The organism is Corynebacterium tuberculostearicum, from assembly GCF_046097255.1.
Taxonomy (GTDB): domain Bacteria; phylum Actinomycetota; class Actinomycetes; order Mycobacteriales; family Mycobacteriaceae; genus Corynebacterium; species Corynebacterium tuberculostearicum_J.
In genome coordinates this window covers 647,709-658,790 of record NZ_CP175770.1, presented here as the reverse complement: position 1 = coordinate 658,790, position 11,082 = coordinate 647,709, and the positions used below count along the sequence as shown (strand labels likewise).

10 protein-coding genes are annotated in these 11,082 nt (G+C 60.4%); 3 read left to right on the top strand and 7 right to left on the bottom strand.

What is annotated here, in order from left to right:
- Window positions 1–7: 7 nt before the first annotated feature.
- From glpK to serS, 5 genes are all read right to left on the bottom strand, one after another.
- Entirely contained in the window at window positions 8–1,555 is a 1,548-nt protein-coding gene (gene glpK, locus ACKFRY_RS03335) for a glycerol kinase GlpK (RefSeq protein ID WP_005325394.1), read from the bottom strand.
- A 28-nt stretch (window positions 1,556–1,583) separates the two neighbouring features.
- Window positions 1,584–2,321, bottom strand: coding sequence for an MIP/aquaporin family protein (locus ACKFRY_RS03330; protein ID WP_005325393.1), 738 nt, complete (start codon window positions 2,319–2,321; stop codon window positions 1,584–1,586).
- A gap of 3 nt (window positions 2,322–2,324) precedes the next feature.
- Complete coding sequence (locus ACKFRY_RS03325) at window positions 2,325–4,049, bottom strand: glycerol-3-phosphate dehydrogenase/oxidase (RefSeq protein WP_408923183.1); 1,725 nt, start codon at window positions 4,047–4,049, stop codon at window positions 2,325–2,327.
- A gap of 297 nt (window positions 4,050–4,346) precedes the next feature.
- Window positions 4,347–5,882 carry a lysophospholipid acyltransferase family protein gene (locus ACKFRY_RS03320; protein ID WP_408923182.1) on the bottom strand — a complete coding sequence of 512 codons (1,536 nt, stop codon included), beginning with the start codon at window positions 5,880–5,882 and terminating at the stop codon, window positions 4,347–4,349.
- Window positions 5,883–5,983: 101 nt separating this feature from the next.
- The gene (gene serS, locus ACKFRY_RS03315; protein ID WP_408923181.1) at window positions 5,984–7,240 is read right to left on the bottom strand and encodes a serine--tRNA ligase; all 1,257 of its coding nucleotides are present in this window, start codon (window positions 7,238–7,240) and stop codon (window positions 5,984–5,986) included.
- A 65-nt stretch (window positions 7,241–7,305) separates the two neighbouring features.
- Between serS and ACKFRY_RS03310 the strand changes: the two genes are divergently transcribed.
- From ACKFRY_RS03310 to ACKFRY_RS03300, 3 genes are read left to right on the top strand one after another with little or no spacing between them, the layout of a single operon-like run.
- Window positions 7,306–8,055 (top strand): GntR family transcriptional regulator, encoded by a 750-nt coding sequence (locus ACKFRY_RS03310; protein WP_005325388.1) that lies wholly within the window; start codon window positions 7,306–7,308, stop codon window positions 8,053–8,055.
- A 36-nt stretch (window positions 8,056–8,091) separates the two neighbouring features.
- Complete coding sequence (locus ACKFRY_RS03305; RefSeq protein WP_408923180.1) at window positions 8,092–9,165, top strand: septum formation family protein; 1,074 nt, start codon at window positions 8,092–8,094, stop codon at window positions 9,163–9,165.
- On the top strand, window positions 9,165–9,512 hold the full coding sequence (locus ACKFRY_RS03300) for a metallopeptidase family protein (protein ID WP_005325385.1): 348 nt from the start codon (window positions 9,165–9,167) through the stop codon (window positions 9,510–9,512). The genes ACKFRY_RS03305 and ACKFRY_RS03300 overlap by 1 nt, the downstream gene beginning before the upstream one ends.
- On the opposite strand, the gene ACKFRY_RS03295 is transcribed toward ACKFRY_RS03300, so the two are convergent.
- Together ACKFRY_RS03295 and pheA are read right to left on the bottom strand one after the other, a co-directional pair.
- Window positions 9,509–10,162, bottom strand: coding sequence for a histidine phosphatase family protein (locus tag ACKFRY_RS03295; RefSeq protein ID WP_408923179.1), 654 nt, complete (start codon window positions 10,160–10,162; stop codon window positions 9,509–9,511). The two genes, ACKFRY_RS03300 and ACKFRY_RS03295, sit on opposite strands and share 4 nt — an antisense overlap.
- A 9-nt stretch (window positions 10,163–10,171) precedes the next feature.
- The gene (gene pheA, locus ACKFRY_RS03290) at window positions 10,172–11,068 is read right to left on the bottom strand and encodes a prephenate dehydratase (RefSeq protein ID WP_005327039.1); all 897 of its coding nucleotides are present in this window, start codon (window positions 11,066–11,068) and stop codon (window positions 10,172–10,174) included.
- Window positions 11,069–11,082 lie beyond the last annotated feature (14 nt).

The following is an 11,082-nucleotide window of genomic DNA, read 5'->3' as shown; positions in this document are numbered from 1 at the left end:
TCAGGACTTAGATGTTCAGGTCCTCGTCCTCATTATCCTCCCACTCCAGGGAACGCTTAATTGCGCGCTTCCAGTCGCGGTAGAGCCCCTCTACCTCTTCCTTATCGCGCTTCGGCTTGAATACCTTCATGTCTCCGGTCTGGCTGCCCAGGACGCTGAGATCATCCCAGAAGCCATGGTCCAAGCCTGCCGCGAAGGCAGCACCGGTAGCGGTGGTCTCGATATTCTTCGGGCGGTGTACTTCCACGCCGAGGATATCGGACTGGAACTGCATCAGCAGTTCATTCATGGTCATGCCACCATCCACGCGCAGCTCGGTAATCTCCACGCCGGAGTCCGCCACCATAGCGTCTGCAACATCGCGTGTCTGGTACGCGGTGGATTCGAGCACGGCGCGAGCCAAGTGCTTGCGGTTAGCAAAGCGGGTCAGGCCCACGATGACGCCGCGAGCATCCGGGCGCCAGTACGGAGCGAAGAGTCCGGAGAAGGCCGGCACGATATAAACGCCGCCGTTGTCCTTAACTTCGCGCGCGAGGTTTTCGATGGACGCAGCGTTGGGGATGATCTGCAGGTTATCGCGCAGCCACTGCACCAGGGAACCACCCATGGATACAGAGCCCTCGAGGGCGTACACGGGGCGCTCGCCCTCGCGCTGGAAGCAGACGGTGGTCAGCAGGCCGTTCTCGGAGAACTTCGGGGTGGTACCCGTATTCAGCAGGAGGAACAGGCCGGTTCCGTAGGTATTCTTTGCGGAACCTGCACGGAAGCAACCCTGGCCGAACATCGCGGACTGCTGGTCACCCAGGATGGCGCGGATAGGAACGCCGGAAAGCGAGCCGCGCTCACGCACGGTACGGAAATCACCCAGGGACGGGCGAATCTCCGGCAGCATGGACATCGGGATGCCCATTTCCTTACACAATTCCTCATCCCACTCCAGCTTTTCGATGTCCATCAGCAAGGTGCGGGAGGCGTTGGTGACGTCGGTGGCGTGCAACGCTTCGTGGCCGGCATCGCCCTCGGCGCCGCCGGTGAGGTTCCACAGCAGCCAGCTATCAATGGTGCCGAAGAGCAGGTCGCCTGCCTCGGCACGCTCGCGAGCACCTTCGACGTTATCGAGGATCCACTTCACCTTTGGACCAGCCGGGTAGGAGTTGATAATCAGGCCGGTGCGGCGGCGCCACTTTTCCGGTCCTTCCTCACCCGAGAGTTCCTTACAGATGGCGGTGGTACGGGTATCTTGCCAGACAATGGCGTTGTAGACCGGCTTACCGGTGTGCTTATCCCACACCACGGTCGTCTCACGCTGGTTGGTGATACCCACCGAGTCAATGTCTTCCACGGTGATGTCGCCATTGGCAAGCGCTTCACCGACGGCGCGACGGGTATTGCTCCAGATTTCTTCTGGGTCGTGTTCTACCCAGCCCTTTTCCGGGAAGATCTGCTCGTGCTCGAGCTGGCCAACGGCAGCCTGCTCGCCGTTGTGGTCAAAGATGATGCAGCGCGTCGACGTGGTTCCCTGGTCGATAGCGGCGACGTATTTCTTGTTAGTCATGTGTCTAGTCTCCTATACGAAGATGAAATTAGAGCGCAACGGACAACAGTCCAACGGCTACGGCTGCGACCAATGGGGCCACGATGGGGACCCAAGCATAGCCCCAGTTCGCGCTGCCTTTGTCCTGGATGGGCAAGATGAATGCATAAGCAATTCGCGGGCCCAGGTCGCGGACCGGATTGATGGCATAACCCGTAGGGGTACCAAGGGACAGGCCGACCGCCACCACAACGAAAGCAACAGCGAAGTAGCTCATTGGGCCAAGCTCGCCGCCGGTGGGGCCGAAGGCGATGAACATCAACAGCACGCAGGTGGCGATGAACTCCGTCACCGCATTCCAGCCGTTCTTAGGATGTGCCGGCTTGGTAAAGAAGATACCGTTGGTGTCCTTATTGGCGCCGGTGACGTTTCCGGCGTCGTCGTAATTATTGGCGTCGAAAAGCTGCTTGAAGGCAGCCCATGCCAGGATGGCACCGAGGATAGCGCCGAGGATCTGGCCCAGGAAGTAGTACGGGACCAGGGACCACTCAAGCGAGCCATTGACGGCCAACATTACGGTGACGGCGGGGTTGAGGTGCCCGCCCGTGGGATCGGCCACGCTCGCGCCGACAAAGACCGCCATGCCCCAGCCCAGGGCGATAACGATCCAATCGGAGCCGCGTGCGCCAGAGGTGCGCAGGTTAACCAGCGCACATACGCCGTTACCTAGAAGGAGCAGCAACGCAGTGCCGATAAACTCCCACAGGAATGCATCAAATCCGGTCATAACTTATACCTCGTTTTGGGTGGGTCGGGCGGATCCTGCGCGTACCAAAATGTCATTGGCCTCACGGTCAGTTACCGCAGCTTCTGCTTCAAGTTCGGCCTGCGTGTGGGCCTTGAATTGGGATACCTCGCGCTCCTTGTCGGCGTCGCTCCAGCCCAGCAGCGGTGCTACAAAATCAGCAACGGCCGGGGCGGCATTCACACCGCGGTCGCCGTACTCGATGGCGATGCGCAGGCGGCGGGACAAGATGTCTTCCAAGTGCAATGCACCCTCGTGGGTGACGGCGTAGCGGACCTCGGCCCACAGGTAGGACTCGGCACCAGGAACTGGCTCGAGCAGGGAGGCATCCTCTGCTGCTGGTGCCAAAACCTCACCTAGCAGGGAGCCATAGCGGCCGAGCAGGTGCTCAATGAACTTCTCGCTCAGGTTATAGCGACGAGCCAAGGATGGGACCTGGTTGGCCAAGGCATGGTAGCCGGCGGCGCCCAGGATCGGGGTTTGCTCGGTGATGGACTCTGGGACCTTGGTACCCAGTTCCTTCACCGCCAGGTCCACGGCATCCTTACCGATGACGCGGTACGTGGTGTACTTACCGCCGGCGACAGAGACCATACCTGGGGCCACGCGTGCGACGGCGTGGTTGCGGGAAAGGTTGGTGGTGGAATCGGACTTGCCGGACAGCAGCGGGCGCAGGCCGGAGTAGACGCCCACGATGTCATCGCGGGTGATCTTGCGGCGAACGCGCTGGTTAACCTGATCCAAGATGTAGTCAATATCGGACTTGGTTGGTGCTGGATCTGGCAAGGAAAGACCCTTTTCCCAATCGGTATCGGTGGTACCAATAATCCAGTACTCGCCCCACGGGATAACGAAGAGGACGGACTTTTCGGTGACGAAGCACAGGGCCGCCTCTGCATCGAGCGCATCCTTCGGCACGACGATGTGCACGCCCTTCGAGGCGTGAACGGTGAACTTGCCTTCCACGCCGGCCATCTCTTGGATCTTGTCATTCCATACGCCGGTGGCGTTGATAAAGACCTTGCCGCGCACGGTGGTCTCGCGGCCGGTGGCGGTGTCTCGCACCTTGGCGCCTACGATGCGGCCGCCGCGGTCCTTGTCAAAGCCAATGACCTCGGTATTGGTACGCACGTCGGCACCGTACTCGGCGGCGGTACGCAGCACGGTCATGGTGTGGCGGGCGTCATCAACCAGGGTGTCGTAGTAACGCACGCCGCCCACAATGGCATCTTCTTTCAGGCCCGGAGTTACCTTAAGCACGCCCTTTCGGGTCAGGTGCTTTTGCATAGGGACGCTCTTGGCGCCACCCATGAGGTCATAAAGAGTAAAGCCGCCGAACATCATCACGCGCTCCCATACGTGGTGGGTCAGCGGGAAGATGAACTTCAGCGGCTTCACTAGGTGGGGTGCCAGGGTAGACATGTTCAGCTCGCGCTCCTTGAGGGACTCCGCCACTAGGCGGAAGTCAAACATGGCCAGGTAGCGCAGGCCACCGTGGAACATCTTGGAGGAGCGAGAAGAGGTACCTGCGGCGAAGTCGCGCGCCTCAATGACGGCGGTCTTGAGACCACGGGTAGCGGCGTCCGCTGCCGCACCGGCGCCTACGGAACCCCCACCGATGATGACTACGTCGTAGTCCTCATCCGCGTATCCATTCCATAGATTTTCAAAGTATTCGGGGTTAAAGGATTGGTTGCTTTGCTGGGTCATTACTGACCGCATCTCCTTCCTTGGTGCTTGCATGTGCCTGCGCCATAAATCCATGAATGAGATGGCAAAAGCACAGCCAAAAGCAGTGAATTGTGGTTTCGGTGGAAAGTATCACACCGCGGCTGCAGAGACTTTATCTCCTGAAATCTATGTTAGGAGTCACGGACGCGAGTTACACATGTGGTTACTCACACGTAAGTTTCAGGCCCGTAAGCAGTCAGTTTTCTTAAAATACTTAGCCATTCAAAAAGAAAACCCACCCCCTCGCGGGGGTGCAAAGCGGACGAAAATCCTTCGCTATTTCTGCGCTAACCGCGCCATTGCTTCAAGCACTTCGGACATTCCTGCTTTCTCGGCAGAATAAGTGACCGCCTGAGCGCCTTTGACCACCTCAATAGGGGCAGTTTCCAACGCCACCACCGGCATCCGGTCTAGGAAATCCTCATCTCCTGGCTCGTTAGCAAAAACCAGGGCCTCCTCCGGCTTAGCTTTCAGATCCTCGAGGATGCGCTCCACGCCTTGTACCGCAGTCGCGGCAGTGACGGACAGTGCATCGGTATCGAGTCGCGGCTGCACAGCGTCCTCATCAACGACAACGCTCCACACGGCTTGCGGAACTTCCACTTCACCGGCGGGTGATATCACGATCAGGACTTCGGCCGCCGGGTAGATATCTGCCAAAGCCTTGTGCAATCGCGGAGTTAGCGCGCCATCTTCCCAATTCAGCGCGCTGCTCTGCGCCACTACCACGCGGGGGATGGAAGAGAATTGCGCCTTCATGCGGTGCGGCAAGCGCGAGACGATAAGCCGGGATTGGGTGGCTGCCGCCAACAGGCCCTGCTCCGCTACGGAACCAGCCCATATCTCCTTACTGCTGGCCGTGATGGACGCTTGGGTTTGCGCCACATCCGACTTCAGCTGCGCCATGATATCCGCGACCTTATCGCGACCTTCATCCAAGCCGCGGGTTGCCTCATCTACCACGGCGTTGAGGTTGTTCTTGATCCACTCCAGGGTCTCCGGGGCGGTCCGCGCCTTATTCTTTGGCTCCTCCCCGTCCGCCCCCTTGGCGGCGGCCATGTGGTTGCGCACCAAGTCCACCGTAGTAACGGAGACGCGTTCCTTGAGGCCAACTAGATCGTCGCGAAGTCGGCGCACGCGGTGGCGCTCGGTTTCTACTTCAGCATCTCGAGCTTCTGCTTCTTCAAGGGTAGGAGCCCCTCCACCTTTACGGGCGGGCACCCAGTATTCACCGGCAGGCATGGGCCCAAATTCGGCTTCGTACTGCTCCCATAGCCCTTCCAATGCCTCTTGCATGCGGCGTCGAATCTCCGCGGTATCAGCCTCCGCATCGCCGGAGGGATAGTACGGTTCGAGGGCGGTAATAAAGACAGGGGTCTTGGTCCGTCCCAGGTTCTTTTTGTGTCCCTTGGTCCACAGGCGCTGCGAACCAAAAATGACCTGTGGGACTACCGGCACCCCCGCCTCATAGGCGATGCGGGAGGCGCCACTTTTCATGCTGCGGATTTCAAAGCTGCGGGAAATTGTGCCTTCAGAAAACACGCCCACGAGTTCGCCGTCCTTGGCCAGCTGTACCGCTTGGCGGAAGGAGGCGCTGCCATCGATACGGTCAACTGGCACGTGATGCATGGCCTTCAACAACGGACCCGCCACCGGTGCTTTGAAGATTCCAGCCTTAGCCAAGAAGCGCACCAGACGCTTCTTGCGATAGGCCAAAAAGGCGCCGAAAAGGAAATCCATGTAGCCGGTGTGGTTGCAGACCAACACCGCGCCGCCCTTATCGGGGATATTTTCTTCCCCCGAAAGGCGCATTTTTAATCCCTGTGCCAGAGTCACCCCCCTGCCGATATGGGTGATCTGGCGGTACAGGAAATTCGTCGCAGCGTTCATAACTCTCCAGGACGACGGCGGACTTACTGCGGGGTCAGGACATCCTTGCCCACGAACGGGCGCAGGGCCTCAGGGACAACGACGGAGCCGTCGGCCTGCTGGTGGTTTTCCAGAATGGCAACGAGCCAGCGGGTAGTCGCCAGCGTGCCGTTCAGGGTAGCTGCGGTCTGGGTCTTGCCGCTCTCGTCGCGGTAGCGGGTGGACAGGCGGCGAGCCTGGAAGGTAGTGCAGTTCGAGGTGGAGGTCAGCTCACGGTAGGTGCCTTGGGTAGGAACCCAAGCCTCATTGTCGAACTTGCGGGCCGCCGAAGAACCGAGGTCGCCACCGGCAATATCGATGGTGCGGTAAGGCAGTTCCATGGCTGCAAGCATGTCCTTTTCCATGGACAGAAGGCGCTGGTGCATTTCTTCCGCGTCCTCAGGCTTGCAGTAGACAAACATCTCCAGCTTGTCGAATTGGTGGACGCGCAGGATGCCGCGAGTGTCCTTACCGTGGGAGCCAGCCTCACGGCGGAAGCAGGAGGACCAGCCGGCGTACTGCAGCGGGCCATTGGAGAGGTCGATGATCTCATCCTTGTGGTAACCAGCAAGGGCCACCTCAGAGGTACCGACCAGGTACATATCATCGGCCGGCAGGTAGTAAATCTCATCGGAGTGCTGGCCCAAGAAACCGGTGCCGGACATAATGTCTGGGCGAACCAGAACTGGCGGGATCATCAGCTTGAAGCCAGCTTCGCGCGCCTTCTGCGCCGCGAGCATCAGCATTCCCAGCTGCAGGAAGGCGCCATCGCCAGTGAGGTAGTAGAAACGAGCGCCGCCTACCTTGGCGCCGCGCTTGACGTCGATAAGGCCGAGGGACTCGCCCAACTCAAGGTGATCCTTTGGCTCGAAGTCGAACTCAGGAATCTGGCCTACTTCTTCTACCACTACGAAGTCATCTTCGCCGCCGGCCGGGGCACCTTCGACCACGTTATCGAGCTTGTACTGCAGCTCCTCCACCTTGGCTTCAGCGGCAGACTGTGCCTCTTCCGCCTCCTTGACCTTAGACTTCAGCTCATTGGAGCCCTCCAGCAGTGCCGGACGCTCCTCTGGGGAGGCTTGGCCGATCTTCTTACCAAAAGCCTTCTGTTCAGAGCGCAGTTCGTCGGCCTTTTGGATAGCAGCGCGGCGCTGCTCATCAGCTTCCAAGAGCTGGTCTACGAGGGAGGGATCCTCACCTCGGTTCACCTGGGAAGCACGGACAACGTCAGGGTTTTCGCGGAGTAGCTTGAGATCAATCACGAATGTAAGTTTAGCGTATTGACAACATCTTGCGGTGGTAATAACCAGCGAATTATGATGGCTTTATGTCCGCCGTTCAGCTCCCCGCCCGCACAATTACGGACGGTCCCGTTCCAAAACACACCCAATTGCACGATATCCTCGAAGAATTGTGCCGCACGACCCTCAAACCCGGCGATATCCTGCCCGGCGAGAGGCTTCTTGAAGAAACGTATGGCGTGTCACGAATCACGGTCCGCCGCGCCATCGGGGATCTTGTCGCGGCCGGAAAATTGCGCCGCGTCCGCGGTAAGGGCACCTTCGTAGCGCCCAATCCCCTTGTCTCCCGGCTCCACCTGGCCTCATTCTCGGATGAGATGGGCGCACAAGACGTCACCGCCTCCTCCAAAATCCTTACCAGCGGACGCAGCAGCGCCCCGGAGGATGCCGCCCTCTTTTTTGATACTCCTGCCCAAACCGAACATATTCACCTGCGCCGCCTGCGCTTGGGCGATGGCGAGCCCTACTCCATTGATGACGGCTGGTATAACTCCACGTATGCGCCCAGCCTGCTAGAAAATGACACCTACAATTCGGTCTACGCCATCCTCGACTCCGTCTTTAACGTCCCCATCACCGATGCGGATCAAACGGTCTCGGCGATTTCAGCCGATGCGGACACTGCTCCGCTTCTCGACGTCCCCGTGGGCACCCCACTGCTACACATCGTGCGCTACTCCCGCTCGGGCGATAGGCCGGTGGAGTGGTGTTCCTCCGTCTACCGCACCGACCGCTACCGGCTGACTACCCGGGTGGCTAGGGAGAACAGTATCTAGCCAGCACCCTGCTTAAAAGGTAAGATTAAAGGCCTTATGAAGAAATCACCTGCGTGGCGTTCCGCTGTGGCCGTCCAGATTGTCTTGATTGCGGCAATCGCGGCGGCCGTTTTCATGGGCATCTATGGCGTTATCAGCTCCCACAAATCGGGCGGCGAAGACACTACCGCTGCCCAGCAGCACAATAGCGGGGATACTTCAGAAACCGCCGCTCCTAAACCGGAGCCCTTCACCGCTGCGGCCGCCGGCGCTTGCTTGACGTGGGACATCGCCCAGGATGGCTCCGCCACTGGGTTCAAGGAAGTACCGTGCTCTGAACAGCACCGCTTCGAGGTTTCCAAGACCGAAGACCTGAGCGTCTACCCCACCAGCGAATTCGGCCCTGATGCCAACCGCCCAGCGCTTACCCGCCAACACCAATTGCGCGATGAGCTGTGCGAATCCGCCACTGTGGGCTACCTGCACGGTAAGTGGGATCCGAATGGTAAGTACGATGTGGCGTCCATTCTGCCGCCGCAGTCCGCCTGGGATCGCGGCGACCGCACCCTGCTGTGCGGCCTGCAAACCACCGATGACCACGGCGTACCGCAGCTTACTACCGGCAACGTCGAGGCCTCCGAGCAGGCAAACCTCGCCAAGCCGGGCGAATGCTTGGCCATCGATGACAAGCAGGTTCCGCACGTCGTCGACTGCGCTAAGCCCCACCAAATGGAGACCGTTTCCGTCATCGATGTGGGCAAGCAGTTCCCTAACGGCTACCCAGACGGCAAGGATATGGACAAGTTCCTATCCGATACGTGTACCGCCGCCACCGAGGACTACCTTGGCGGCGAGGAGCAGCTCTACCAGTCCACGCTGCAACCATTCTGGGGCTCTATCACCGAGGCCTCGTGGAACGGCGGCACCAAGTCCGTCAATTGCTCCCTTGTGCATGCCCGCAAAGGCGGCGGTTTCTCTGCCATCACCGGTTCCGCTACCGGTGGACGCCAGGCGCTGACTATCGACGGCCAACCGCCGGAGGAACGCCCCGAGCGCAATCCACTGCGTGAGGACAAGGACAAGAGCCCGGCACCCGAGTCTGCCGCCCCCGCCCCGGCCCCAGCGCCCTAATGGTCGAGGTATCAGAAGAGCGCTTCGATGAGATGGTCAACGAGGCGCTGGATCAAGTCCCCGAGGAATTCGTGCGCCGCATGCGCAACCTCGTCATTTTGGTCGAAGATGAAAATCCCGATAACCCTATGTTGCTAGGGCTCTACGAGGGCGTAGCACTGCCCCGCCGCACCTTCGATCACACCGGTTTCCTGCCCGATGCGATCTTCATTTACCGCAACACACTGCAGCGCTGGTCCGGCAGCGAGGAAGAATTAGCAGAGCAGGTCAAAGTCACCGTATTCCACGAACTCGGCCATTACTTTGGCCTCGAGGAAGAGGAACTGCACCGCTTGGGCTGGGGCTAGAGCTCCGTATCCGCCCACCGGGTTAACGTCCATTCACCAAAGTCCTTGCCGCGCGGTTCCATCACCATAAAGCGGCAATTGGCCAGGTAGCCGGTATAGGCAAAGTCGGCGTCAACACCCGTGGCGTGTTTGGTGACCACGCGGATAGCGGCGCCGTGGCTGACAAGGATGACATCGTGGTCGTCGGCAAGCTGCTCCGCAATGCCCTCCAGCACCGGCTGGTAGCGCGCCAGCACATCATCCAAGGTCTCGCCTCCTTCCATCCCGGCGCCGCGCTCGCCATCGCACCAGCCACGCATGGCCACCATGTGCGACCTATGGGCATCCTCGCTGCCGTCCATCTCCCAGTCCCCGGCGAAAATTTCGTGCACGCCAGAGATTACGTCAACGCGCTGGGAAAATTCCGGCATTCCGCGCTCCTGCTCAAAGGCACGCGCCGCCAGCATCGCGGTCTGCTGAGCGCGCAGGGCAATGGAGCATTTAAATTCCACCTCGCGCTCGCCCACCAACTGCGCTAGCTCACGGCCTACCTCCGTAGCTTGGTCGCGCCCGCGCTCGGTAAGCTCTGCCCCGGGCGGGCGGGTATCGAGGAAGCGGGAAATATTGGAATAGGTCTGGCCGTGGCGCAGCAGGATAATTCTTCCGGGCATGCTTCTAGATTATTGGCCCCTGCGTGCCCGCGCTACCCAATCATCCGCCGCTGCCAGATCGCGCGGTGGCTTGCCCGCGGGCGTTGCCGCCGGCCAGGAGCCAAGGAAAAGCAAGTCCTCTGCCCGCAACCACAGCGCACGCAGCGCCTCCGCCACCGGTTGATCGTCAATGTGCCCGATAAGGTCCACGTAGAAGCGGTACGTACCAAAGGCCTCCCGCGTCGGCCGCGACTCAATCCGGGACAAGTCCACCCCGCGGTGCGCAAAGTCCTGCAACGCCCCCACCAGGCTGCCCGGTTCATTTGGCAGGGTGAAGATGACACTGGTGCGGTCCTGGCCAGTCCTTGCAGTGGGTTTTCCCGGACGCCCCACCAGGACAAAGCGCGTTGCGGCACCCTCAACATCCGCCACGCTCTGGGCGATGGTCTCCAGGCCGAAGATCTCGGCGGCCCGCGCCGGCGCTGCGGCCGCATCCGCTTCCCCACGGGCTACAGCCTCGGCCGCCGCAGCATTGGAACTGGCCGGCACGAACTCTGCCTCCGGCAGATTGTCTTCTACCCAGCCGCGGATTTGCTGGAACGCCACCGGGTGGGTGCTCAGCCGCGCAATGTCGCCCGCGCCTTGCCGGGTCATGATGCTAAAGGCCACGGGGATATCCACCTCGCGGTAAATCTGCACCGGTTCGGCTTCAACCAGCGCATCAAAGGTGGTGGTGACCGCGCCATCGACGGAATTTTCAATGGCTACGCAGGCGTATTCCGCTTGCCCGGCGCGCACGGCGGCCACGGCTTCCGAAGGCGAGCCAACGGGCATGGTCTCTACCTGCGGCAGGTGCGCGGCAAACTTATGCACGGCCGCTTCCGTGAAGGTTCCGGCTGGCCCCAGGAAGGCGATGGTGGTAGTCATGCACGTCACCTTAG

Excerpts from the sequence above, each read along its gene's own strand:
- ACKFRY_RS03320 (WP_408923182.1), bottom strand. The coding sequence starts at position 5,882 with ATGCGCCTTTCGGGGGAAGAAAATATCCCCGATAAGGGCGGCGCGGTG.
- glpK (WP_005325394.1), bottom strand. The coding sequence starts at position 1,555 with ATGACTAACAAGAAATACGTCGCCGCTATCGACCAGGGAACCACGTCG.
- ACKFRY_RS03310 (WP_005325388.1), top strand. The coding sequence starts at position 7,306 with ATGTCCGCCGTTCAGCTCCCCGCCCGCACAATTACGGACGGTCCCGTT.
- ACKFRY_RS03325 (WP_408923183.1), bottom strand. The coding sequence starts at position 4,049 with ATGACCCAGCAAAGCAACCAATCCTTTAACCCCGAATACTTTGAAAAT.
- ACKFRY_RS03295 (WP_408923179.1), bottom strand. The coding sequence starts at position 10,162 with ATGCCCGGAAGAATTATCCTGCTGCGCCACGGCCAGACCTATTCCAAT.
- ACKFRY_RS03300 (WP_005325385.1), top strand. The coding sequence starts at position 9,165 with ATGGTCGAGGTATCAGAAGAGCGCTTCGATGAGATGGTCAACGAGGCG.
- ACKFRY_RS03330 (WP_005325393.1), bottom strand. The coding sequence starts at position 2,321 with ATGACCGGATTTGATGCATTCCTGTGGGAGTTTATCGGCACTGCGTTG.
- pheA (WP_005327039.1), bottom strand. The coding sequence starts at position 11,068 with ATGACTACCACCATCGCCTTCCTGGGGCCAGCCGGAACCTTCACGGAA.
- ACKFRY_RS03305 (WP_408923180.1), top strand. The coding sequence starts at position 8,092 with ATGAAGAAATCACCTGCGTGGCGTTCCGCTGTGGCCGTCCAGATTGTC.